At 41.4% G+C, this 24,514-nt stretch carries 26 protein-coding genes and 1 pseudogene; 4 read left to right on the top strand and 23 right to left on the bottom strand.

Translation table 11 applies throughout. The features are described 5' to 3' along the window. Positions 1-20: 20 nt before the first annotated feature. From FGK98_RS03195 to FGK98_RS03165, 6 genes are all read right to left on the bottom strand, one after another. The gene (locus FGK98_RS03195) at positions 21-1,181 is read right to left on the bottom strand and encodes an ABC transporter substrate-binding protein (RefSeq protein WP_138099993.1); all 1,161 of its coding nucleotides are present in this window, start codon (positions 1,179-1,181) and stop codon (positions 21-23) included. Positions 1,182-1,268: 87 nt separating this feature from the next. Next, complete coding sequence (locus FGK98_RS03190) at positions 1,269-1,538, bottom strand: YlbG family protein (RefSeq protein WP_138099992.1); 270 nt, start codon at positions 1,536-1,538, stop codon at positions 1,269-1,271. A 78-nt stretch (positions 1,539-1,616) separates the two neighbouring features. Beyond that, positions 1,617-2,207 (bottom strand): ATP-dependent Clp protease proteolytic subunit ClpP, encoded by a 591-nt coding sequence (clpP, locus tag FGK98_RS03180; protein WP_000613463.1) that lies wholly within the window; start codon positions 2,205-2,207, stop codon positions 1,617-1,619. A 177-nt stretch (positions 2,208-2,384) separates the two neighbouring features. After that, positions 2,385-3,014, bottom strand: a complete 630-nt coding sequence (gene upp, locus FGK98_RS03175; RefSeq protein WP_138099990.1) for a uracil phosphoribosyltransferase — start codon at positions 3,012-3,014, stop codon at positions 2,385-2,387. 88 nt (positions 3,015-3,102) lie between these two features. Then, entirely contained in the window at positions 3,103-3,570 is a 468-nt protein-coding gene (locus tag FGK98_RS03170) for a deoxycytidylate deaminase (protein ID WP_138099989.1), read from the bottom strand. 18 nt (positions 3,571-3,588) lie between these two features. Beyond that, complete coding sequence (locus FGK98_RS03165) at positions 3,589-4,146, bottom strand: TetR/AcrR family transcriptional regulator (protein ID WP_138099988.1); 558 nt, start codon at positions 4,144-4,146, stop codon at positions 3,589-3,591. A gap of 124 nt (positions 4,147-4,270) precedes the next feature. Between FGK98_RS03165 and FGK98_RS03160 the strand changes: the two genes are divergently transcribed. After that, positions 4,271-5,116: a DegV family protein gene (locus FGK98_RS03160; RefSeq protein WP_138099987.1), complete on the top strand. Its 846-nt coding sequence runs from the start codon at positions 4,271-4,273 to the stop codon at positions 5,114-5,116. A 144-nt stretch (positions 5,117-5,260) separates the two neighbouring features. On the opposite strand, the pseudogene tnpA reads toward FGK98_RS03160, so the two are convergent. Further along, a pseudogene (tnpA, locus tag FGK98_RS03155) lies at positions 5,261-5,776 on the bottom strand (IS200/IS605 family transposase). A 203-nt stretch (positions 5,777-5,979) separates the two neighbouring features. Between tnpA and FGK98_RS03150 the strand changes: the two are divergent. From FGK98_RS03150 to FGK98_RS03140, 3 genes are read left to right on the top strand one after another with little or no spacing between them, the layout of a single operon-like run. Then, the gene (locus tag FGK98_RS03150; protein WP_138099986.1) at positions 5,980-7,158 is read left to right on the top strand and encodes a BaiN/RdsA family NAD(P)/FAD-dependent oxidoreductase; all 1,179 of its coding nucleotides are present in this window, start codon (positions 5,980-5,982) and stop codon (positions 7,156-7,158) included. Between the two features lie 38 nt (positions 7,159-7,196). Next, on the top strand, positions 7,197-7,718 hold the full coding sequence (locus FGK98_RS03145) for a DUF1697 domain-containing protein (protein WP_138101024.1): 522 nt from the start codon (positions 7,197-7,199) through the stop codon (positions 7,716-7,718). A 10-nt stretch (positions 7,719-7,728) separates the two neighbouring features. Next, the gene (locus tag FGK98_RS03140; protein WP_138099985.1) at positions 7,729-8,184 is read left to right on the top strand and encodes an 8-oxo-dGTP diphosphatase; all 456 of its coding nucleotides are present in this window, start codon (positions 7,729-7,731) and stop codon (positions 8,182-8,184) included. 59 nt (positions 8,185-8,243) lie between these two features. Here the strand turns inward: FGK98_RS03140 and FGK98_RS03135 are convergent, their stop codons facing one another. The 16 genes from FGK98_RS03135 to FGK98_RS03060 form a co-directional block, all read right to left on the bottom strand. After that, positions 8,244-8,789 (bottom strand): GNAT family N-acetyltransferase, encoded by a 546-nt coding sequence (locus FGK98_RS03135; protein ID WP_138099984.1) that lies wholly within the window; start codon positions 8,787-8,789, stop codon positions 8,244-8,246. A gap of 394 nt (positions 8,790-9,183) precedes the next feature. Further along, entirely contained in the window at positions 9,184-10,008 is an 825-nt protein-coding gene (gene nadE / locus FGK98_RS03130; protein ID WP_138099983.1) for an ammonia-dependent NAD(+) synthetase, read from the bottom strand. Then, complete coding sequence (locus FGK98_RS03125) at positions 10,005-11,465, bottom strand: nicotinate phosphoribosyltransferase (RefSeq protein WP_138099982.1); 1,461 nt, start codon at positions 11,463-11,465, stop codon at positions 10,005-10,007. Before FGK98_RS03125 ends, nadE begins: the two co-directional genes overlap by 4 nt. A gap of 115 nt (positions 11,466-11,580) precedes the next feature. After that, on the bottom strand, positions 11,581-12,069 hold the full coding sequence (locus tag FGK98_RS03120) for a DUF6773 family protein (protein ID WP_138099981.1): 489 nt from the start codon (positions 12,067-12,069) through the stop codon (positions 11,581-11,583). Continuing rightward, positions 12,059-12,529, bottom strand: a complete 471-nt coding sequence (locus tag FGK98_RS03115) for a DUF6773 family protein (RefSeq protein ID WP_138099980.1) — start codon at positions 12,527-12,529, stop codon at positions 12,059-12,061. Before FGK98_RS03115 ends, FGK98_RS03120 begins: the two co-directional genes overlap by 11 nt. After that, positions 12,519-12,728, bottom strand: a complete 210-nt coding sequence (locus tag FGK98_RS03110) for a helix-turn-helix transcriptional regulator (RefSeq protein WP_001107501.1) — start codon at positions 12,726-12,728, stop codon at positions 12,519-12,521. Before FGK98_RS03110 ends, FGK98_RS03115 begins: the two co-directional genes overlap by 11 nt. Positions 12,729-12,925: 197 nt before the next feature. Beyond that, positions 12,926-13,336 carry a GNAT family N-acetyltransferase gene (locus tag FGK98_RS03105; protein WP_138099979.1) on the bottom strand — a complete coding sequence of 137 codons (411 nt, stop codon included), beginning with the start codon at positions 13,334-13,336 and terminating at the stop codon, positions 12,926-12,928. A 99-nt stretch (positions 13,337-13,435) separates the two neighbouring features. Next, positions 13,436-14,800 (bottom strand): amino acid permease, encoded by a 1,365-nt coding sequence (locus FGK98_RS03100; RefSeq protein WP_171011104.1) that lies wholly within the window; start codon positions 14,798-14,800, stop codon positions 13,436-13,438. A 76-nt stretch (positions 14,801-14,876) separates the two neighbouring features. Beyond that, on the bottom strand, positions 14,877-15,359 hold the full coding sequence (greA, locus tag FGK98_RS03095; protein WP_038805600.1) for a transcription elongation factor GreA: 483 nt from the start codon (positions 15,357-15,359) through the stop codon (positions 14,877-14,879). A gap of 63 nt (positions 15,360-15,422) precedes the next feature. Next, positions 15,423-17,117: an endolytic transglycosylase MltG gene (mltG, locus tag FGK98_RS03090; protein ID WP_138099978.1), complete on the bottom strand. Its 1,695-nt coding sequence runs from the start codon at positions 17,115-17,117 to the stop codon at positions 15,423-15,425. A 62-nt stretch (positions 17,118-17,179) separates the two neighbouring features. After that, positions 17,180-17,668: a GNAT family N-acetyltransferase gene (locus tag FGK98_RS03085; RefSeq protein ID WP_138099977.1), complete on the bottom strand. Its 489-nt coding sequence runs from the start codon at positions 17,666-17,668 to the stop codon at positions 17,180-17,182. Continuing rightward, positions 17,665-18,144, bottom strand: a complete 480-nt coding sequence (locus FGK98_RS03080) for a GNAT family N-acetyltransferase (RefSeq protein ID WP_138099976.1) — start codon at positions 18,142-18,144, stop codon at positions 17,665-17,667. The genes FGK98_RS03085 and FGK98_RS03080 overlap by 4 nt, the downstream gene beginning before the upstream one ends. A 10-nt stretch (positions 18,145-18,154) precedes the next feature. Further along, on the bottom strand, positions 18,155-19,489 hold the full coding sequence (gene murC, locus FGK98_RS03075; RefSeq protein WP_138099975.1) for a UDP-N-acetylmuramate--L-alanine ligase: 1,335 nt from the start codon (positions 19,487-19,489) through the stop codon (positions 18,155-18,157). An 11-nt stretch (positions 19,490-19,500) separates the two neighbouring features. Further along, positions 19,501-20,112, bottom strand: coding sequence for a cystathionine gamma-synthase (locus FGK98_RS03070; protein WP_138099974.1), 612 nt, complete (start codon positions 20,110-20,112; stop codon positions 19,501-19,503). 47 nt (positions 20,113-20,159) lie between these two features. Beyond that, the gene (locus tag FGK98_RS03065) at positions 20,160-23,255 is read right to left on the bottom strand and encodes a DEAD/DEAH box helicase (protein ID WP_138099973.1); all 3,096 of its coding nucleotides are present in this window, start codon (positions 23,253-23,255) and stop codon (positions 20,160-20,162) included. A 92-nt stretch (positions 23,256-23,347) separates the two neighbouring features. Next, positions 23,348-24,514 (bottom strand): MalY/PatB family protein, encoded by a 1,167-nt coding sequence (locus FGK98_RS03060; RefSeq protein WP_138099972.1) that lies wholly within the window; start codon positions 24,512-24,514, stop codon positions 23,348-23,350.

Below are 24,514 nucleotides of genomic sequence, written 5' to 3'. Positions count from 1 at the left end.
TTTCAACTACTATTCTTATGTTATGGTTTTACAACTTCTGCTGCTTCCACTTTACCATTGTTCATGGTCATCATGTAAGCCGTTTTCACTGTGTTGTGGTCTGCATCGAAGCTTGTTTGACCAGTTACACCTTCAAAGTCTTTTGTTTTAGCAAGGTTATCCTTGATCTCACCTGAGTTTTTAGCACCTTTTGCTGCGTTTGCTACAAGGTGAACTGAATCATAAGCCAAGGCTGCAAATGTTGAAGGTTCTTCATTGTACTTAGCACGGTAAGCATCAAGGAAGGCTTTTGCTTTAGCTGAAACTTCTACAGTAGTTGAGAAGCCTGAGATAAAGTAGATGTTTGATGCTTTTTCAGCAGTTGCTTGTTGCACAAACTCTTCACCGTTGAATCCATCACCACCAACGATTGGTTTGTCAATTCCCATACCACGCGCTTGGTTTACGATTTTACCAGCTTCAGTGTAGTAACCAGGAACAACGATAGCGTCAAAGTCTTTCCCTTTCATTTTAGTAAGGGCTGCTTGGAAGTCTGTGTCACCTGCTACGAAAGTTTCATCTGCAACGATTTCACCTTTGTAAGATTCACGGAAAGCTTTGGCAATACCTTTAGCATAGTCGCTAGCGTTATCTGTGTACAAGACAACTTTTTTAGCATTCAATTTGTTTGTTACATAGTTAGAAATAATCTTCCCTTGGAAGCTATCCTGGAAGGTTCCGATAAATAGGTAATCTTGACCTTTGGTCAAACCATCTTGAGTAGCACTTGGTGAAATCAATGGCACTCCAGCTTTAGTAGCGTTAGCTACAGCTGCGGCAGTTGCACCAGATGTCGCAGGTCCTACAATAGCTGCTACTTTTGATTGGGTAACAAGGTTTGTTGTAACAGAAGCTGCTTCAGCAGTTTCAGATTTGTTGTCTTTGTCTACAACTTCGATTTGTTTTCCATCGATACCACCAGCAGCATTGATCTCATCAACCGCTAGCTGAGCACCTTTTTGCTCAGAAGTACCGTAGGCAGCAACCGCACCAGTTTCTTCAAAGTTGAAACCGATTTTGATAGTCTTTTCATCAACTGGGTTACCAGTTGTATTTGACGCTCCTGATTTAACCTCTCCACAGGCAGCGAGAAGAGCTACGCTAGCAAGAGCCACAAAAGATAGGGCAAATTTTTTCTTCATTTTTAATCTCCTTATAGTTGTTTCAAAAATAGTATGTTAAGAATATACCGAATTATCAGAAAATTGTCAACACATTTATTTAATTTTTTAAATGATAACGTTTTCCTTTTCTCGATAGAGATTGCCAACAAAGGGAGTCTCTAACTCTTGAATATGACAAGGCCTTACCTTTTTGATAAATCGTTCCTTAGCTAATTTCTCAACCAAGCTTTCTAGATTCTCAGTCGGAACATAAAGTTGCAGGTAACGATGCTTTTTGGAATGATAGAAAACATCTCCATATTCCTGTAGTTTTTTTGCATCTCTGTTATAGTAAAGATAGATGATTAATCCTGATCGGTTTGTCTTTTCAAACATGAGGAATCCTCTTTCTAAGAAATCTTATCCTATTATATCAAAAAAAGCAAACCCCGTCGAGTTTGCTTTCATGCTTTATTAGTTCAAAGAATTGTTAGCCATGATTTCATCAATGAAACCATACTCAAGTGTTTCTTGGGCACTCATCCAGTAATCACGTTCAGCATCTGCATGAATTTGCTCAACTGATTTACCAGAGTTATCTGCAAGAATTTTCTCCAATGTCTTACGGGTTTTAAGCAAGTGTTCTGCAGCGATTGCCATATCTGTTTGTTGGGTACCGCCACCTGTTCCACCCATTGGTTGGTGAATCATGTACTCTGCATTTGGAAGCATGAAGCGTTTGCCTTTTGCTCCACTTGATGCAATAACAGTTCCCATAGATGCAGCCATTCCCATCACGATAGTTTGGACATCAGCCTTGATAAAGTTCATAGTGTCAACGATTGCCAAACCAGCTGACACAGAACCTCCAGGTGTGTTGACATAAAGGTAAATATCTTTTGTGCTATCTTGGGCATCCAAGAAAAGCAACTGGGCAATAACTGAGTTAGCCATATTGTCTTCGACTGGACCTGTCAGCATGATGATGCGGTCTTTCAAAAGACGGGAGTAAATATCATATGAACGTTCTCCACGACTTGTTTGTTCAATAACTACAGGAATCATTCATTTCTCCTTTAACTTCTATTTTTATTAGTCATATGACTGAAGATATGACTATTATAATATTTTAGTCAAAAAAGGTCAAATCTTTGCTCTATACTATCGACAGAACCAAAAATTCAACCTCCTCGCGAAATTAGAGACATCCTCTAATTTCATCTTCAAAACTCTATCTGAGTCTTATTTGGTACCGAACAAGCGGTCTCCAGCATCTCCGAGACCTGGGACAATATAGCCATGTTCGTTCAAACGTTCATCCAAGGCTGCTGTAAAGATTTCTACATCTGGGTGAGCTTCTTGAAGAGCTTTCACTCCTTCTGGAGCAGCTACAAGGCAGACAAACTTGATGTTTGATGCCCCACGTTTTTTAAGGGAGTCAACAGCCAAGATAGCTGAACCACCTGTTGCCAACATTGGATCCACTACAAAGATTTGACGTTGGTCAATGTCCTCAGGCAATTTCACCAAGTATTCAACTGGTTGAAGGGTTTCTTCATCACGGTACATACCAATGTGTCCAACTTTTGCTGCTGGAACCAAGCTCAATAGTCCATCGACCATTCCGATACCTGCACGCAAAATTGGGACAATCGCCAATTTTTTACCAGCCAATTGTTTTTGAACTGTTTTTGTGATTGGTGTTTCGATTTCCACATCTTCAAGTGGAAGATCACGAAGTACTTCATATCCCATCAACATTGCAATCTCATCTACTAGCTCACGAAAAGCTTTTGTAGAAGTGTCTGTACGACGCAAGATTGACAATTTGTGTTGAACCAGAGGATGATTAATGACTTCAAGTTTTCCCATTTTCTGAATTCCTTCTTTCAATTTATTCTTCTTATTATACCAAAAAATGGTTTAAAAATCTCTCTAAACCATTCATTTTTTATAAATTCTAAATGACATTGGCTTCCTGGATAGCTCTTTGAACAGTTTCAAGCGGCAAATGCGTCAGCTCGGTCCCTTTTTCTTGATAGAGGTATTTGGCATAGTCGTCCATACGATACTGATTGATATAGACTACACGTTCGCAACCGACTTGTAAGAGTTGTTTGGTACAGTTCAGACAAGGAAAATGGGTCACATAAGCTGTAAATCCTTTCGGAACCCCTCGTTCGGCTCCTTGTAAAATGGCATTGACCTCAGCGTGAAGGGTTCGGACACAGTGTCCTTCAATGACTAGACATTCGTGGTCGATACAGTGCTCCGTTCCTGATACGGAACCATTGTAGCCTGTTGAAATGACTTTATTGTCCTTGACTAGGACAGCTCCTACTTTGGCGCGTTTACAAGTAGAACGATTGGCAATTAGTAAGGCTTGAGCCGCAAAGTACTCATCCCAAGCCAGTCTTTTTTCTGTCATAAGTCTTCTCCTTTTCCTCTATTTTTTGAAAAATGGCAAGCGCAAATCAGCAATCTTTTCAGCTGGAACCTTCATGCCATCCTTGATCCACTTGAGTAGAACCGATACGATGGCAGAACTCCAAAAGGAATGAAGATAGCTGCTGACGCCTTTTGATTTTCCGTGGTATTTTTCCAGAAATTCCTGCATAGCTTGGACAAAAATCCTTTCCAAGTGGTAGTCCAGAGCAAGTTGGATAACCTTAGCTTCCTTCTTAGCTGCTCGGAAAAGGTGAACCCAGACCAGATAAAGGTCGGTTTTAACATCGTAGTGGCTCAACTGTTCCATGATATTATGAACACTGCGTTTGAAAACACTGTCTAAAATTGCTTCTTTAGAGTCATAATTGCGATAGAAGGCAGCTCGAGAGACACCCGCCCGCTTGACCAACTCTGAAATACTAATCTTAGCCAAGTCTTTTTTTTCCAGAAGTTGCAAAAGAGCAGTCTCAATCGCTTCTCTGGTCAAGAAATTGGATTCTTGATTTGATTTTCTGAGATTTTCAAGAGATTTTTCAGATATTTTGCGTTCAGACATAACAATTTCTTTCTACTTGTGACAACAGAGAGGTGGTACTTTTGTTTCAAGAACTTTCATGATATAATTGTAAAAAAAGACAGAACCTTTGTCAATGTATAAGTGACAAAGATGGAGAATTTCTATGACTTGGAAGATTGTGGCTGACTCGGGTTGTGATTATCGTCAACTAGCAACTCCTGCTATCGATACTGAATTTGTTAGTGTTCCTTTAACCATTCAAGTAGCTGATCAGGTCTTTATTGACGATGCCAATCTCGACATTGATCACATGATGGGAACTATGTATGCGACTTCTGAGGCTTCAAAATCTGCCTGTCCTAGCCCTGATGATTACTTGCGTGCATTCGAAGGTGCCAAGCATATCTTTGTCGTTACCATCACTGGTGCTCTTTCTGGTAGCCATAACAGTGCACAGCTCGCTAAAAATATCTACCTTGAAGAACATCCTGACACTCAGATTCATGTTATTGATAGTTTATCTGCGGGTGGGGAAGTTGACTTGATTGTCGAAAAAATCAATGAATTGATTGATCAAGGACTTTCTTTTGAAGAGATTGTTGAAGCTATCACAGCCTACCAAGAAAAAACGAAGTTGCTCTTTGTCCTCGCCAAGGTTGATAACTTGGTAAAAAATGGCCGTTTGAGCAAACTTATCGGTACAGTCGTTGGTCTTCTCAACATTCGTATGGTCGGAGAGGCGAGTAATACTGGAACCCTAGAACTGCTCCAAAAGGCTCGTGGACCCAAAAAATCCCTTCAAGCAGCCTATGAAGAACTCATCAAGGCTGGTTATGCTGGTGGCCGTATCGTCATGGCTCACCGCAGCAATGAAAAATTCTGTCAACAATTGTCAGAACGCTTGCTGGAAACATTCCCCCAAGCTAAAATTAGGATTCTTCCAACATCTGGTCTATGCAGTTTTTATGCAGAAGATGGCGGACTTCTCATGGGATATGAAATTGACTAATAATCATGACCACCCGTCTAACGGGTGGTTTGCACCAGGGCTATAAGCCCAAATTACCAGCCAGCGCCTAAAGACGCTGGCTTTCACGTTGTTCAAGCCTTATTGCTCTTGACTCGTCACTTGCCTCTCAAAGAGGCTTTAGTATTACTTACCACTATCCCTAAAGGGATCCTCATATTCTTTTACACTCATTTTATCTAGTGCTATATCATGCTTTACTCGTTCTCGAATTTTTATACTCGTGAAGAAATCATCCACTGGATAATTTCTTTAATCTTGAATATATTTCTTAATTATGGCTTCGTTAAGTCCTACTGTACTTACATAATAACCTTCCGCCCAGAAATGCCGATTCCCAAACTTGTACTTGAGGTTGGCGTGTTTATCAAACATCATGAGTGCACTTTTGCCTTTTAAATACCCCATGAAACTCGAAATACTTATCCTTGGTGGAATACTTACTAACATATGTACATGATCAGGCATTAAATGGCCTTCGATAATCTCAACACCTTTATAACTACATAATCGGCGAAATATTTCTCCCAAACTGCTTCGATATTGATTATAAATGACTTTTCGTCTATACTTAGGGGTGAACACAATGTGATATTTACACATCCACTTTGTGTGTGATAAACTATGTGCCTTTTGTGCCATATTTTTCTCCTTTCGCTTTAAAATTGGCTTGAACACCTTTATTGTATCGCGTTTGGAGTTTTTTGGTATAACCTTCGACGCGCACCCGCATAGCGGGTGGTTTATTTGTCTCGCACCTAACGGAGCGAGACGGACTAATAGTCACATAATAAAACAGACAAGAGATGCAAAACATCTCTTGTTTTTTGTGGTACAATATTCTTATGAAACACTTTGATACTATTGTTATCGGTGGGGGACCTGCTGGCATGATGGCTACGATTTCCAGTAGCTTTTATGGTCAGAAAACTCTACTCATCGAAAAAAATCGCAAACTTGGAAAAAAATTAGCTGGAACAGGCGGGGGACGTTGCAATGTGACCAACAACGGAACTCTAGACGACCTACTAGCTGGCATCCCTGGAAATGGACGCTTTCTATACAGTGTCTTTTCCCAGTTTGATAACCATGATATCATTAACTTTTTCACGGAAAACGGTGTTAAACTAAAGGTTGAGGACCACGGACGTGTCTTTCCTGCTAGCGACAAATCGCGGACCATTATCGAAGCCTTAGAAAAGAAAATCACTGAGCTAGGAGGTCAAGTTGCTACTCAAACGGAGATTGTTTCAGTCAAAAAGATAGACGACCAGTTTGTCTTGAAGTCCGCGGACCAGACCTTCACTTGTGATAAACTCATTGTCACAACTGGTGGAAAATCCTATCCTTCTACAGGTTCGACCGGATTTGGTCACGAGATTGCCCGCCATTTTAAGCACACCATTACCGAGCTTGAAGCCGCCGAGAGCCCATTGTTGACTGATTTTCCACATAAGGCCTTACAGGGAATATCCCTAGATGATGTGACCTTAAGCTATGGCAAGCATGTCATCACTCATGATCTACTCTTTACCCACTTTGGTTTGTCCGGCCCTGCTGCTCTGCGTATGTCTAGTTTTGTCAAGGGTGGAGAAGTTCTTTCACTGGATGTCTTACCTCAACTTTCTGAGAGCGACTTGGTGGCATTTCTAGAAGAAAATCGGGAAAAAACCTTGAAAAATGCTTTAAAAACCTTGTTGCCAGAACGCTTGGCAGAATTTTTTGTGCAAGAATATCCTGACAAAGTCAAACAGCTAACTGAAAAAGAACGTGACCAGCTTGTCCAATCTATCAAGGCTCTCAAAATTCCTGTCACTGGTAAAATGTCATTGGCTAAGTCCTTTGTGACCAAAGGTGGTGTTAGTCTCAAGGAAATCAATCCTAAAACCCTTGAAAGTAAACTGGTACCTGGCCTTCACTTTGCAGGTGAAGTACTAGATATCAATGCCCACACAGGTGGTTTCAACATCACTTCTGCCCTCTGTACTGGCTGGGTGGCAGGATCAAATTTAATCTATAAATGATTTAGTATCTAAGGATGTTAGATAAGAAAGGAGCTATTTTGGAACATATTATTTTACTAAGAGGCGTTACTCCTAATGGAAAAAATGCTATCCCTAGAATGTCTTATCTAGCAGATATCTTGACAGAGGCTGGTTTTAAACACGTTCGAACTTATATTCAAAGTGGAAATATCATTCTTGAAAGTGACTTAACCCTAGAAGAAATACGAGAACAGGTTCATGCTCTAATAAAGGAAAAAATTGGTGCTGACTTAAAAATGGTAATCAAGAATAAAAGTGATTTTACGAAAATTGTCCATGAAAACCCATTTAAAGAAGGCTATCTTCATGATCGTGTACATGTGATTCTTTATCAGGGATTTATCCAAAGTCTGTCACTAGAAAAATTGAAAGCTGACTATGGCGAGGAAGAAATTTGTCTAGGCGATCACTGTCTCTACCTCTATCTCCCGAGAACTGCAAAACGAAAAAAGCTCAATACCAACTATCTTGAAAAGCTTTTTAATGTAGATTTGACCATGCGAAAGTTAAACGTGGTAGAAAAATTGCTAACAAAATAAGTGAAAGAAAATGAACAAAAGAGAATCAGTCGAATTTGTCAACATGTGCATGATTAAAAACGGAAACAAGGTTCTGGTCCAAGACCGAGTTAGTCCTGACTGGCCTGGTATTACTTCTCCTAGCGGGCATGTTGAACGTGGCGAATCCTTTGTCGATGCTGTCATTCGTGAAGTGAAGGAAGAAACGGGTCTAACCATTTCCAAACCCCAACTCTGTGGTATCAAAGATTGGTATGATGATGAGGATTACCGTTATGTTGTCCTTTTTTTCAAGACAGAACACTTTACTGGTAAACTCCAATCTTCAGACGAAGGAAAGGTTTGGTGGGAGGATTTTGAAAATCTATCTCAACTAAAACTAGCAACTAAGGATATGTCCGACATGCTTCGTGTATTTATAGAGGAAGATCTGAGTGAATTCTTTTACTACAGAGACGGTGATGACTGGCTTTATGAGCTAAAATAAAAGAGCAGAAGAAAATGACCTGAGCTTCAAAATTTAACTTTTGAAGCTCAGGTCATTTCTTAGTTCTTTTTAATCTGATAATAAGTAAGGTCCGCAACATAGTCTTTTCTCTCCACACCATTGGCAATGGTTTTTAGATAGGACATTCCAGCCTTCTCCATCACACGACCTGAAGCTGGGTTGAGACTGGCATATCTTGCTCTGACCTTTTGAAATCCTGCTCGAGTAAAACAGAAGTCTAAGACAGCTTTCAAAGCCTCCGTCATCATACCACGGCCCCAATAATTCTTTCCTAAAATATAGCCAATTTCACAAGAAGAATCGTTCTCATCCATTGCAACGATGCTGATATCTCCAATCACTTGCTCTGGGTTTTCTTTGAGACAAATCGCCCATTTGTAATAGTTGGAATCGGCATAAGAGGCAACCCAATTGCGAATCGAGTTTCGAGTCACCTCAAGATTCGGATGAGGATCCCAGGTGACATAGGCTAGATTCTCAGCAGATGAAGCCCAATTTTGAAACATAGCTTCTGCATCACTCTCCACAAATCTTCTCAAAATTAAACGATCTGTCTGTAAGGTTTGCGTACCGATTGCTTTCACGATGTTACCTCACTTTCTATCCTTGGGATTAGGTTTATACTCCCATTGTTCTACCTTACTTCTCTATTCAAGACCAGAAGCGAAGAAGGTCCACTGGACCTGCCTCGTTTTCTTATTTTTAGACTCGGGGTAAAAAGGCTAAACTCAGTAACAGATAGGAAACGAGTTTTTCATCTAATTCCTTGACGCAGTCGCTGTCTGGTTTGAAATACGCTTTACCAAGCTTTTTCAAACCTAGTCATCGTTGCGGGGGTAAGACAAGGAAAATCGAACTCTTCGAGTTACCGGACCTACTCTCACTTTATTATTTCAAAGTGAGAGGCTGAAAACCTCCACTGGAGGTTCCTCGTTTTCCTGTTTTTAGACTCGGGGTAAAAAGGTCCCCCGGACCTTTTTACTCCCAAAAGTCATCAAATACGGTGATGGGTAAGTGGCGTTTGTGTTGGCCTTTATGCCACCAGTTTTCGATCCTTGCTTGAGCTTCTGGGCTGATTCTTTTGCCTTCTAGGTAGTCATCAATCTCTGCATAAGTGACTCCGAGAGCGACTTCGTCAGCCAAGCCCGGCTTATCTTCTTCAAGGTCTGCGATAGGTACTTTTTCATAGAGGGTAGGATCTGCGCCAAGCTCTTTCAAAAGTTGTTTCCCTTGGCGTTTATTGAGTCGGTAAAGAGGGAGAATATCCGCACCGCCGTCACCAAACTTAGTAAAGAAACCTGTGATATTTTCCGCAGCATGATCTGTCCCAATAACTGCTCCACTATGTGCTCCTGCTAGCGCATATTGAGCGATCATACGGCTACGAGCCTTGATATTTCCTTTATTAAAATCCGTCATTTGACTGCCTGTAGCTTCTACCGCTAAGGCCATAGCATCTACAGAGTCCTTGATATTGACCACCACACTGACATCTGGTTGGATGAAAGCAAGGGCTTTTTGGGCGTCCTCTTCGTCAGCTTGGACTCCATAAGGTAGGCGAACAGCGATAAATTTGTAACTGTCATCTCCAGTTTCTGCTCGCATTTCTTCCATAGCTAATTGCGCCAAGCGTCCCGCTAAAGTCGAGTCCTGTCCTCCAGAAATTCCTAGTACAAAACTTTTAAGGAAGGGATGTTTTTTCAGGTATTTTTTTAAGAAGTCAATGGAACGACGGATTTCTTCCTGGGCGTCAATCACTGGCTTGACACCTAGTTGCTGGATAATGGTCTCTTGCAAACTCATTCTTCTTCTCCTTCGCCAAGGGCTTCCTTGCGCATCTTATCAATCAAGTCCATCTTATCTTGCCAAATATCACGCGCCAAATCTACTGGGTAATGTTGCGGATTGAGAACACGTTTGTACTCATCCCATAGCTTGTCGAATTCCTTACGGGCATAATCCTGAATGTCATTCAAACTAGGCAAGTTGTAAACTAATGTTCCTTCTTTGAAAATATCCACCAAGAGAGGAACGGCATCAAAATTACGAACGGTCTTTTTGATGTAGGTATAAGTTGGATGGAACATCTTGATTTCTGTCATGTCACTCACATCCACACCATCATAAGTAATGTAGTCACCTTCTGACTTGCCTTTTTCACGACTGGTAATGCGCCATACCTGTTTCTTACCTGGCGTAGACACTTTTTCCGCATTATTAGACAGTTTGATGGTATTGCGCATCTGACCATTTTCATCTTCAATAGCCACAATCTTATAAACTGCACCAAGAGCAGGCTGGTCATAGGCTGTAATCAACTTGGTTCCCACACCCCAGACATCAATTTTAGCCTTTTGCATCTTGAGATTGAGGATCGTATTTTCATCTAGATCATTAGAAGCATAGATCTTAGCCTCTGTGAATCCAGCCTCGTCCAGTTGCTGACGGACTTTCTTGGAAATGTAGGCAATATCCCCAGAGTCAATCCGTACACCCATAAAGTTAATCTGATCACGCAGCTCACGCGCCACCTGAATGGCAGCTGGCACACCGATTCGCAACGTATCATAAGTATCTACTAGAAAGACACAGTCACGATGGGTTGACGCATAGGCCTTAAAGGCTTCATAGTCGTTCCCATAAACTTGTACCAAGGCATGGGCATGAGTCCCCAAGACAGGGATACCAAAGAGCTTCCCTGCTCGCACGTTGCTAGTTCCGTTGGCTCCACCAATCACGGCTGCGCGTGTTCCCCAGATAGCCGCATCCATTTCTTGCGCACGACGTGTTCCGAACTCCATCAAGGGTTCATCCTCAATGACCGAACGAATACGTGCTGCCTTGGTCGCTATCAAGGTTTGAAAGTTAACGATGTTTAAGAGAGCCGTTTCAACCAATTGACATTGGGCTAGAGGCCCTTCCACCTGCACAATCGGTTCATTGGCAAAAACCAAATCCCCTTCCTGGGCAGAACGAACCGTCAACTCCAACTTGAAATTGCGGAGGTAATCTAAGAACGCCCCATGATATCCAAGCGATTCCAAGTAGGCAATATCGCTATCAGAAAAGCGCAAGTCTTCAAGATAATGTACAATTCTCTCCAGACCAGCGAAAACTGCATAACCGTTCTGAAAAGGTTGCTGGCGGAAATAAACTTCAAAAACCGCCTTCTTATTGTGAATTCCTTGGTCAAAATAAACCTGCATCATGTTGATCTGGTACAAGTCTGTGTGCAAAGTTAAACTATCATCTGGATACATCTGTTTTCCTTCTTCCTTGTTTATAAGCCATGAAAGCCTTTAGTAGCTTTCCCACCATCTGATAAATTAGTACTATTATAACACATTTTATCGATATTGATAAAAAGCTAACAAACTATTCTCCACTCTCAAGTTCATCCATATCTTGCTCAAACTTTTTTTGAGCCCATTCGCCATAACTTTTAAGCCCGAGATTGCCGATAAAAACCCAAGGAAGGTAAATCAGGTAAGTAATCACCCAAGCAGACAAGTATTTAAAGTTCAAAGGATTGTGCTGATAAATTTCTATGTTGAATTGATAATTCTGCACCATCAAGAGAGTTGTAATAGCGAGAGTTACCAGCAAACACCCTATAATTGTAAAATGAAAACGACTATAGTAGTTCACACCCAAATCTCGAGCACGGCCGAAAAAGTAAGAAGTTCCAATAATGATAATGATGAGAATCATTCTCGGATTAAAAAGACTTGGTGCTAATACTGCAATCATATAAGATAAAAGCAAGAAAGCTATAGATATATAGAAACTTTCAGCCCCCGCTTTATTCATCAGTTGCTCTTCCCTTTCGTCTAATAATTGATAATAAAAAAATCTATTTTTCATCTTCTTCCTCCCAAACTTGCTGATTTCTGCGATTCAAGTATAGGATAACTCTATCCATAGAATAACTCCCAACGAGATAGATGACAACTGCTAGGACCACTTTTAGGGAGTACTTCCAAGTCAATAGACTGACCAGTTCCTCGCGATTACCTACGATATCAATCAGTAAAATCACTATAGAAAATCCCAAAGCAGATAAAATTCTTTCTTTTCCAGTCTCAACAATATCTCGAATATCAATTCCTACATACATGCGGCGAATAATGGCATACAAACCAACTCCGATCAATAAAAGTAATTCTGGCAAATAGGACAGAAGCGTTAAATTAAAAATATAAACTTTGGCAAAAATTTCCAGTGCCAAAAATAGGCACATTCCCAAAAGAATTTCTCCTGAAATATTTCCATCCAATTTTTCCGTACGTTCATCTTTGATAACAAGTTTTTTTCTATTTTTCATCTTCTTCCTCCCAAAATAGTTGATCTAATGTTTTTCCTAAGCATCTGCAAATGGACTGGCAAAGGGAGAGACTAGGATTATATTTCCCAGCTTCTATCAAGCCTATAGTCTGCCTAGTAACACCAACAGCCTCTGCCAAATCCCCTTGTGTCATATCAAGCTCCACACGAGCTAGTTTTAACTTTAAATTTTTAGCCACTAGCATCCTCCTTCTATTTTTAAAAAGTTGCGCTTCTTTTAAAAACATTATACCATATATCTAACTTAATGCAATATATAAATGTCATTTTGTAACATTTTATTAACAAAAAAACTCTCTATCGTCTTTCATGACAAAGAGTTTTCGTTCTTTTTTGCTACTTAGCTAAGCTCCTCTTCAAAGGAAGGTAATCTGGGTCACAAATCCTTTTGGTAATAGTATCTTTGTCCTGTATAGGGATAGTCTTGCAAGGTAAAAACTTCCTTGTAGCCATGACTTAGATAAAAATCTGGCGCTTGAAACTGGTAAGTATTCACAAAAGCAAAACGACAGTTTCGATTCTTGGCTTCATTTTCTGCTTGCTGCAGTAGTTTCGAACCAATTCCTTGTCCTCGTAGCTCCTCTTTCACAAACAAATATTCGATTTCCAGCCAATTTCCGAAAGTCTCTGCTACTAAGCCCGCCATGAGATTGCCCTTTTCGTCTTCGAGATAAAGATTCAGTGGTTCGCTCTCAGCCTCTTCTCTTTTTGAACGATTATAAGCACGAATCAAAGTCCCAATTTCTTGCGCTTTATGCGATTCCTTATTTTCCAATCTAAGGTACATCCAAACCTCCTAATAAACTGCTACAGCTTGATTATAATCTTATTTCGATGGACTGTCAAACTAGAAAAACTCACCAAGCAAAGTTGATGAGTCCTTAATCTATTTTCTAAATTTCCACTGGCTATAAATCCCAAAACCGATAATCCAGATAGCTGAACCAATTGCTCCCATAAAGGTAGATTCTTGTAAAAAGAGGGTTACAAAGACAAAGGCAAAGAAGAGCATGGTTAACGGGTTTAAGAAACGATAATGGGGCATGAGGTAGCCATCCGCCATAAAGTCCTGTGACTTGCGATACTTAAGGTGAGCCACCATGATCAAGATATAAATCGCAATATAAACACCTGATGATGATGCCGTAATCAAGGCAAAGGCATCCGAAACACCTGGCAAGACATTGATAAAGGCTGCTAGGGCAATCAGAACCGCTGAGGCAATGATGGCATTTTGTGGCACGTTGTGGCGAGAAAGTGTATCTGCCTTAATTGCTTTTAGGAATGGATTTGGCGAATCATGAGCAATCTGGTACAAATGACGTCCTGTTGAGTAAAGGGTTGAGTTAAGAGCAGAAGCTGCCGACGTCAAAACAACGAAGTTAATCAGAGCTGCTGCCCACTTGATACCTGCTAGTTCAAAAACCGTTACGAATGGTGAATCTGAAGAAGCAAGTTCTCTCCAGGGAATGATAGACATAATGGCTAATAGAGCTCCACCATAAAAGAAGACAATTCGGAGAGGAATTTCCTTAACGGCCTTGGGCAAAACCTGACGAGGATTCTTCGTTTCAGAGGTTGTCACTCCGATAAATTCAATCATCAGATAGGCAAAAAATACCATTTGAAAGGCCATGACAAAGTTCATGACTCCATTTGGAAAAAGAGAGAACTGGTCGCTGATATTTGCCAGACTTGCAGCCCCATGTGGCGTCTCAAATCCAGTTAAAACCATAAAGGCTCCCGTTGCAATCATAGCTAAAATAGCCACAATCTTAACCATTGCAAACCAAAACTCGACTTCTCCAAAGAGCTTAACCGCAATCAGATTGACCAAGGCCAAAATCGTTAAAAAGACAATCTGAATCAACCAACTAGGCCAGCTAGGAAACCAAAACTGAACATAATGCGAAATCGCAGTGATTTCTGCCATACCGATAAAGACGACAGACAACCAATAAGACCATACCGAGAAATACCCCCAGCCTTTCCCCAAATGACGGGTGATAAAGTTGATAAAAGTATGCTGTTCTGGATCCTGGTAGAGCATCTCTCCAACAGCCCTCATCATCAAAAACATAAAGGCTCCTGTAATCATGTAAATCAGGATGATAGAAGGTCCAGTAAGGCTGATAGAACGACCAGCACCTAGGAAAAGTCCTGTTCCGATTGTCCCAGCAATGGCCATCACCTGAACGTGGCGATTGGTTAATCCACGCTCCATTTTATTTTTCTTCTTATTTTCACTCATATAGTCTCCTATTTATTCAAAAAACCAAAAAGGAGTTGAGCAAGACAAGACCTCCACTACTCCTTTTTCATCCTATTTAGGCTGTTTTTTCAACCTTCAAGATTTTTACATCATAGCTACCAACTGGTGTCTCAATGGTCGCTGTATCACCAGTCTTTTTACCGATCAAGGCTTGCCCAATCGGGCTCTCATTTGAAACCTTACCAGCAAAAGCATCTGCACCTGCAGAACCGACGATGATATAGACTTCTTCGTCATCTTCACCGACTTCTTGGATCGTTACAGTCTTACCGATTGCTACCTCATCTTGGGCAACTGCATCGCTATTAACGATTTCAGCATAGCGGATTTTAGTTTCCAAGCTTGAAATTTGTCCTTCAACAAAAGCTTGTTCATCTTTCGCTGCTTCATACTCACTATTTTCTGAAAGGTCTCCATAGGAACGAGCAATCTTAATACGCTCTACGACTTCGGGACGTCGAACGAGTTTCAACTCCTCTAATTCTTTTTCTAGTTTTTCCTTTTCTTCAAGGGTCATTGGGTAAGTTTTTTCTGCCATTTTTCTCAACTTTCTTTTCTTAATTTGTTTTTAAAACAAAATTATGTGGAAAACCACATAATTTTAGTTTGAACTACTTGATTGTGTCAGTTTGCTATTGATGTGTTCTGCAACGTTTTGATCATGTTCTTCTTTGGTCGTTGCAAAGTACACTTTACCATCTTCGACATTGGCTACAAAGTATAAGTAGTCACTCTTTGTCTGATTTACACTTGCTTCGATGGCATCCAGACTTGGACTGTCTACCGGTCCAGGCATGAGGCCAAGGTGTGTGTAAACATTGTATGGTGAATCAATCGTTGTATCAATTCCAGCGTCATCCGCTAGACTAATCTTTTGACCAAGCTTGCCTTGGGCATACAGGATAGCGATATTACTTTGAAGCGGCATACCGAGGTTTAAGCGGTTATAGAAGACACCAGCAATCTTCTTGCGATCTTCTGTCTTGGCACCTTCTTTTTCAACAAGAGAAGCGATACTGAGCAATTCATTGACAGTCAGATTCTTTTCTTTGATCGTAGCGTAATATGGTGACATAGCCTTATCCATAGCAGCTAACATCTCATCAATCAAACTTTCAACTGTAGTGCTTTCTTTGATGGTATAAGTTGCTGGGAAAAGGTAACCTTCTAGGCGATAACGAACCCCGCTATCTTTTGTTGGTAGACTTCCAAGCAAGTTTGGATACTTGGCTACTACTTGAGAGATAAAGGTCTCATCTTGAGCTTTTGCCAAGAAAGCATCCGCTGTAAGAGGTTCTTTAAATTCACCTTGAAGTTGTCCTACTGTTTGAGCGATTTGCTCTAATGTATATCCTTCTGGAATTGTCAGGCTTGCAAGAGCTGGTTCTTGAGGTTCAGGAGTTCCCCCCTTTTGCAATTCTTGGATCAATTCATCCGTACTCATGCTCTTCTTCAAGTTGTAATAACCTGATTTTAAGTCTGCGCCCTTATATTTAGCATAAAAGCTAAAGATAAGTCCATGTTTTACCAAACCAGATTTTTCCAAAGTGCTCCCAATTTCTTGAATATTTGAACCTTCTGGAATTTGAACTGTCACATAGTCCTTAGAACTTGCATCAACAGGTTTCAAGGATTCTTGAACGTATCCATAACCAAAGAAGCCACCAATACTTACGAGCACTAGGAGAACTAGGAAAGTTAGCAAACAGCCTTTAGCTTTTGATTTCTTCTTTTTCTTAGCTGGCTTTGTTCCTTCACGACGACTGCGTCGTGGAGCATCCGCTAGGTTATCAACTTTCTCAACTGGAGCAGGGACTACATTCTCCACAACAGGAGGGACTGATTCTTCTTTATTATCATCCGTTTTATAGGAAACAGCCACTTTAGTTGGAGTAGTGTTAAACTCTTTGTCTTCCTTTTTAGGCTCTACAGCATCAATCTTGGCTGGTGCAGACTCTTCTAGTTTTGACTCTTCTGGCTCTGGTCCTGTCACTTCGCTTGATTCAAAACTTGGACGTGATGGTACACTTGGGGCATTTTTTAGGATTTCATCCACAGTTGACAGAGAGTCTACCATTAAACCTTCTGTGGCAAGATTTGGTTCTTGTTCAGAAGGAGCGGGTGGAGTTACTTGAGAAGATGAAGTTGGGGTGGTCGGACTTTCCTCTTCTTTCCCCTTTCTTTCTCTCTCTCTGACTCTCTCTAAATCGCGTAAAATCTGTTCTTTAAAGCTTAACGTTTCTTCTCTTGATTTCTCGCTCAAAAGCTTTACCTCCTTGTTGGCAATCCATAACATTATATCTTAAAAGTCGCAGAAAAGCAACAAAATATACCTTTCTCCAACTATATTTCTTGTTTTCAAGGCTTCCAAACCATGTTATACCAGGTCTCACCTGCATAGGTAGATTGGGATAGTCCTTCATTGACAAAACCATGTTTCTCATAATATGAGATAAGATAATCATGACAAGTCAGGTTAATGCCTTCTCGTTCATGTTCTAAAGCGACTTCTTTCAGAGCCCTTAACAGTCTTTTTCCCACGCCCAAAGCTTGTGCCTCCTTAGCTATGGAGAGACAAGTCACAGAGATATAGCCTCCAGGTCGATGGCTATAGTCTTTTATTTCTTCTGTAAAGGACTGATCTTGTAGATGGCGATGTGGGACGACTGGACCTTCAATATACCCAAGGATACGTCCCTCCCTTTCAGCTACAAGAAAACTGGTCTGAATTTCACGTAAGTGCGCCTCAAAGACCGATCGAGGAATGGCTTCTTCAAAGGAGAAATTCTCCAGCTCTATCGCTAAAATCCGATCTAAATCCGAAAATCTTGCTTGTCTGATTTTCATATTTCCTCCTGATAAAAAGGGTTAGCCCAAATCAGATCCCATCCCGAAGATCTTGCGTACAAAGCCTCTGGCACTCCTTCCTCAACAAAGCCATTCATCTCAAAGTAAGAGAGGAGGTCATCAGGGCAAGTCAGGCGAAGGCACTTGACTCCTCCTTCTACAGCCACTTGTTTCAAGCTGGCAAGGAGAAGAGTTCCCAAACCTTGCCCAAGACGGTCTGGATGAATGGCTAGATGCTTGATTTCAAGGCTCGCGCTTGTTTGAGTGTGAGTTCCTGACAATTCAGCCCCAAGAATATAGCCCACAAGCTGGTTTTCATCTCTAGCTACAAGAAAGGTACCCGCAGTCTTGCGGATACTCTCTTCTAAGGATTGGAGGCTAAGTGACTCTTCTGATGAAGGATTGGCTTCTTCAATCGCCAACATTTCGTCTAAATCTGATAAGGTGGCTTGCCTTATAGTGATTGGAATTTCCATCTGGTTTTCCTTATTGGACGTTGCTTGTCAAGTTAGACAAAAGACGTTCAAATGAATATTCATAGGTTTGGATGTCTCCAGCACCCATAAAGACGTAAACAGCATTGTCATGGTCTAGGAGTGGAGAAACATTTTCAACTGTGATGACTTGGTTTTTCTTAGTGATCTTGCTTGCTAGATCTTCTACCTTGACATCCCCGTGATCTACCTCACGGGCTGATCCATAGATTTGTGCTAGGTAAACTGCATCTGCTTGATTCAAGGCTTGGGCAAATTCGTCCAACAAGGCGATGGTTCTTGTAAAGGTATGCGGTTGGAAGATTGCTACGATTTCCTTGCTTGGGTATTTCTGACGAGCAGCATCCAAGGTCGCGATGATTTCTGTTGGATGGTGGGCAAAGTCATCAATGATCACTGTATCATTGACAATTTTCTCAGTGAAACGACGCTTGACACCTGCAAAAGTTTTCAAGTGTTCACGCACCAAGTTCAAATCAAATCCTGCTGTGTAGAGAAGACCAATAACAGCTGTCGCATTCATAATATTGTGACGACCAAAGGTTGGAATGTGGAATTGACCTAATTCTTGTCCACGGAAATGAACTGTAAAGGTTGATCCAGTCGTAGAACGAAGGAGATCACTAGCTACAAAGTCATTGCCCTCAGCTTCAAACCCATAGTAATAGATTGGCGCATTGGCTGTGATCTTACGCAACTCAGCATCCTCACCGTATACAAACAAACCTTTGGTAATTTGTTTGGCATAGTCGTTAAAGGCATTGAAAACATCCTCTAGACTTGTAAAGTAGTCTGGATGATCAAAGTCAATGTTGGTGATGATAGAGTATTCTGGATGGTAAGGCATGAAATGGCGCTCGTATTCGTCTGATTCGAAGACAAAATATTTAGCATTTTCTGAACCACGACCTGTCCCATCACCAATCAAAAAGCTGGTGTCTGTGATGTGAGACAAGACGTGTGACAACATACCAGTCGTTGAAGTTTTCCCATGTGCTCCTGCCACTCCCATGCTGACAAAGTCGCGCATAAAGCTACCTAGGAATTCGTGGTAACGTTTGTAGCTGATACCATTTTGATCTGCATAGGCGATTTCAACGTTGTTATCTGGACGGAAGGCATTTCCAGCGATAATCTCCACATCACCTTGTAGGTTCTTTTCATCAAAAGGAAGAATCGCAATTCCTGCCTGCTCTAGTCCACGTTGAGTAAAGTAGTACTTTTCAACGTCTGACCCTTGAACCTTATGCCCCATTTGGTGCAACATCAAGGCCAAGGCACTCATCCCTGATCCCTTGATTCCAATAAAATGATATGTTTTTGACATGCTTTTCTCCCTTATTCAGTGATTCTTGTCAGATTCAACTCTTGGGCAACCTGACGTTCCTGTTCCGTTTGCTTATTCTTTTTATTATAAATTTGGCTCTTCTTCAGAAAATCATAGTTGTTCTTTTTAGCTTTACCAGATTGATTTTCAAAAGTCGGAGTCGCTACTTGTCCAGCTTCTTCAGCTAGAATATAGTGAGACTGATTCAAGTTTTTGCTAAATTTGGCAAACTCACCTGGATTTTCCTTTTGAAATGGTGCTGTTGGTTGGCTTCCATGACGAGCATGTGTGGAAGAAGATTGACGTCTAGTATGACTAACGTCTTGCGTCAAGTATTTGGCTGAACGTTTCTTTTTTAGATCCGCACGCGCCTCTTCTCGAGCCATCTCAGCATAAGTTTTTTCAACTTTTTTTACTTCTGGAGCTGGTTCTGGCTTTTTGCTAACCACAGGAGCAACTACACCAGCTTTCTCAACAATAGGAGACCATTCTAAATAGTTTTTATCTCGGTAATCGCCTTTGATATTGCTGATAAAGTCAGACTCATCATACAAGTCCATGACTGGCATTTCGGTCAGCATGATCTCGTCATCTGACACCAATGGAAATCGATCTTGTTTCATTTTGTATTTCCTTTCAACTCTTCATTATAGCGTATTGTCTTGATTTTTCAAGTGTTGGCTTCAGAAATCCCCAAAATTTCTCGAATTTCTGCCAGACTGAGGCTCGCACGCGATTCTGTACCATCTAAAACTTGGGAAACCAAATGTTTTTTCTGTTCTTGAAGTTCTTGGATTTTTTCTTCAATGGTTCCTTTCGTAATCAAGCGATAAACCTCTACCTTCTGCTCCTGTCCCATACGATGGGCACGTCCGATAGCTTGGGCTTCAACCGCAGGATTCCACCAGAGGTCCACTAGGATGACCGTATCAGCTCCCGTTAGATTGAGACCAACACCACCTGCCTTTAGAGAGATAAGAAAGGCGTCTCTTTCTCCTTGATTAAAGGCCTTGGTCATCTCTTGTCTGTCTTGAGCAGGAGTTGAGCCTGTGATTTTGAAAGAAGTCAAGCCCAAGTCTGGGAGTTCTTGCTCGATTTTTTCCAACATTCCTTTAAATTGTGAGAAAATCAAGACTCGATGCCCACCATCAGCCACTTGTAGCAATAAATCTCGGAGACTATCGAGTTTCCCGCTGGCGCCCTGGTAATCGTCCATAAAGAGAGCTGGCGTATCGCAGATTTGACGCAAACGCATGAGACCAGATAAGATTTCTACGCGACTTCTCTGGAATTCTTGATCTGTCACTTGCGCTAGACGCTCTCGCATTTGTTGCAACTGGGCCAGATAGATGGCCTTCTGCTGGTCTTCTAGTTCGTTTTTATAGACGACTTCAATCAAATCAGGCAGTTCTGTTAGAACTTCTTCTTTCTTGCGTCGCATGACAAAGGGCTTGATAAACTGTGCCACCCGCTCAGCTGGTAATTTCATAAACTCTTTCTTGTTCGGCAAGAGCCCAGGTAGCACAATTTGAAAGATAGACCACAACTCTCCTAGATGGTTTTCTATGGGTGTACCTGACAAAGCAAAGACTGCTGGCACCACAAACTGGCGCAAACTCTGGGCAATCTTAGTTTGAGCATTTTTCATGACTTGGGCCTCATCTAAAAAGAGAAAATCAAAGGATATCTCTTGATAGATCTCGCTGTCTTGACGAAAGCTCGCATAGCTGGTCACATAGATTTGATGATTTTCGGAAAGAATCACTTCTCGATTCGCTTTCAAACCATGAACTACAGTCAAATCCAACTGCGGAGCAAATCTTTTGAATTCATCTGCCCAGTTGTAAATCAAACCTGACGGCGCCAAAATCAAGACACGACTATCTTCTGTAACCTGACTTGTCAAAAAAGCAATGGTTTGCAGTGTTTTTCCCAGTCCCATATCATCTGCCAATATGCCTCCAAAGCCATAGTGGTGAAGCATCCGGAGCCATCGTACACCTTTTTCCTGATAGTCTCTCAAACTCGCTTGAACCTGTACGTTTCCTAAAGGAAAGTCCTCTGGATGGGTCAAATCATAAGCCAAATGCTGAAATTCCTCCGAGAATGCTATCCGATCGCGATCTTCAAAAAGCTGAGAAAGACTATAAGCTAGGGATTTCCGAGCTTGGAAAGAACCATCTTTTAGTTCAACACCCAGTTCTTGCAAATTCTGACGGATCTGCTTGGTTTCCTCATCAAAAAAGAATACTTGATCAGAAGAACTGATATAGAAATCCTGATTGCTGGTTAAGGCTTTAAGAGCTTGATCAATCTCTTCTTGGCCAATCCCTTGAAAATCAAACTGAATTTCTAGCAGTCCTCCCTTGGACTCGATCTGAACCTGAGGAGCCTGAATGCTATAGAGCTGATTCATCTCATCAGACAAGAAAACCAACCCCAATTTCTCAAAAGCAGGAATCGTATGGTGAAAGAAAGAATAAACTGCCTCTGGCTTCAAAGCCTGTCTCCAAGACTGAAAATCAGCCTCAAAACCAGCCCCTAAACTAACTTGAAATATCTGGCTTTCTACGGAAGCATCACTAGCGAAAGGTAATTCTTCCAGTTGTTGATGGCTAGTTACCTTAATATCTCCATAATCAAACTCGATATCCAAGCGGATACGACCATCCTTCTCCTTATCAAAGTAAAAAATCGGTGAAAAGGCTCGTATTTGTAAACGTTCTGGAGCAGAAATCTTGCCCAGCTGCCCAAACAAAGAAAGACAGGAGGCCAATCGATCCCGATCGCCAGTATCGAACTGGAGGCGTTTTCTCCCTCTTTCTTCCTGAGGAAGTTCATTGATTTCCTTCAAAAGACTGATTTGTTTAGGGTTTAAGAGATAAAGATTCCCCTTACGAAAGAGAACTGCTCCCCCATAGAATACGTTGACTCGCTCACTTTCAGAGATCTCCATCTCAAAATAATCGGGATACTCCTGCACGGAAAAAGAGAAAAGTTCTGCATCGGGATTTAAATCATGAAAGAGGAGATTTGCATAACTATCTATCTGGTGTTCAAAATGAAAATCCTCCAAGTTCATCAGCAACTCCACCCCCTGCTCAAAAAAGGTCAGAGGGAAAAAGAGGTGACGACCTTGATTAGGGAAAAAGAGCTCTTGACTCAGTCCCTCCTCAATCAAGCCACATAAAAAAGTAAGAACTTCTTGGCTAGCTGTATCAAAAGCATCCCAAGACAAGTCATTCTCGTAGTGTTTCCCAATCATATATGGTTTTCGATGGACTAAGACCTTCAAAAAGAGTGGAATATCACGGATGACGTAATATTTTTGACTATCAACTAAACCGATTCGGAGAGTCCAAAGGAGGCGATTGGTTCCAGCTTCCACCTGGCCTTGAGCCGACAAAGTGTAGATTTTCTCTCTCTTCTGAGGTTGGATACGCTCCAAAAAACCACCACCAAAACTAACCTTGGTTTCGACCTCTTCTTGCTCCTCATGTCCTTTTTCTAAGGCTTGTAAAATCACCTGGCCTTCTTCGTCGTTCTTCAGATAATGCTCGAGCGCTGCGAGGTGAACACAGTAACCTCTTTTTTGGAAAAAATCGCAAGCACAAAAAACAAGATCATCCTCTAAACTGTAGCGCAAGTCTTCTCCCGCCACACGAGTATAGAGGCGATTCCCCTTTTCCTTGATAATCTCAATCTTGCCTGTCTCATAGAGAGTAACACCCTCCATGCGCAACTTTCCTGGAATCAATTTAGCCATAATTACCCCTTTATCTTATCTCTTCATTATACCACATTTTCCCCTATGAAAATAGCCTTCTAGGAATACTTTTCTCCTAGAAGGCTGGATTTTTAAAGGGTAGCAAAAGTAGTCACGATGCGTTGGCAAACTTCTTCTAGCACTGACTTCGGCATGGCTACATTGAGGCGGGCATGAAGAGTTCCCTCCTCCCCAAAGTCCAAACCTCTGTTCAAGATAACCTTAGCTTCATTTCTCAAAAGCTCTTGCAAGCGCTCATCCGTTAGGTTATAGGCTGAAAAATCCAGCCAGATCAAGTAGGTACCTTGTGGTTTCATGACTTTAATCTTGGTTTCGTTGCCCAAAACATCCACTACATAGTTAATATGGTCTTCGATGACTTCTTTTAACTCTCCTAACCAGTCCTTGCCATAACGGTAGGCAGCTTCTGTCGCCAAATAACCCAAGCCTGAGATTTCATGCTGGTTATTGGCCAACTGGCGTTTTTGGAAAGCCACACGAAGCTTTGGATTTTCAATAACTGCATAGGAATTTTTCGTTCCAGCAATATTAAAAGTCTTGGTAGCACTGCTCAAAACAAGAGCAAAGTTTTTGAAGTCTGGATTTACGGTATTAAAAGACTGGTGTTTGTGACCAAAGAGGGCCAAATCTTGGTGAATCTCATCCGAAACCAGCAATACACCATGTTTTTGGCAGAGATAACCAATCTTTTCCAATACTTCCTTTTCCCAAACACGGCCCCCAGGATTGTGGGGATTGCATAGGATATAAAGTTTCACATCCTCTTCTACTATATCCTTCTCCAGCTGATCAAAGTCAATCTCAAACAGCCCATCCTTTTCCACCAAAGGATTGGTAATCAATCGGCGATTGTTCAGTTTGACACTGCGGGCAAAAGGTGGATAGACCGGTGTGTTAATCAGAACAGCCTCTCCTTCTTTTGTAAAGGCTTGAATAGCTGTTGAAATAGCTGGTACCACTCCCTCGATAAATACGAGGGCATCCTTGTCAAAGTGATACTCGTGTTGACTGGCTTCCCATTCCTGAACCGATTCAATCAAAGCATCGCTAGCATAGGTATAGCCATAGACCAACTGATCTGCGTAGGCTTGTACAGCTTGTCGAACCTCAGGCAAAACCACAAAGTCCATATCCGCTATCCAGGCTGGTAAAATTTCTCGATCAGCTTCCGCTTCTTTCCATTTATAGGTATGGTGCCCAAAACGATTGGGCAGGCTTGTAAAATCATATTTTCCCAT

Source organism: Streptococcus australis (genome assembly GCF_901543175.1).
Lineage (GTDB): Bacteria > Bacillota > Bacilli > Lactobacillales > Streptococcaceae > Streptococcus > Streptococcus australis_A.
The sequence above is the reverse complement of the archived record's forward strand: the minus strand, read 5'-3'. Positions and strand labels throughout refer to the sequence as shown.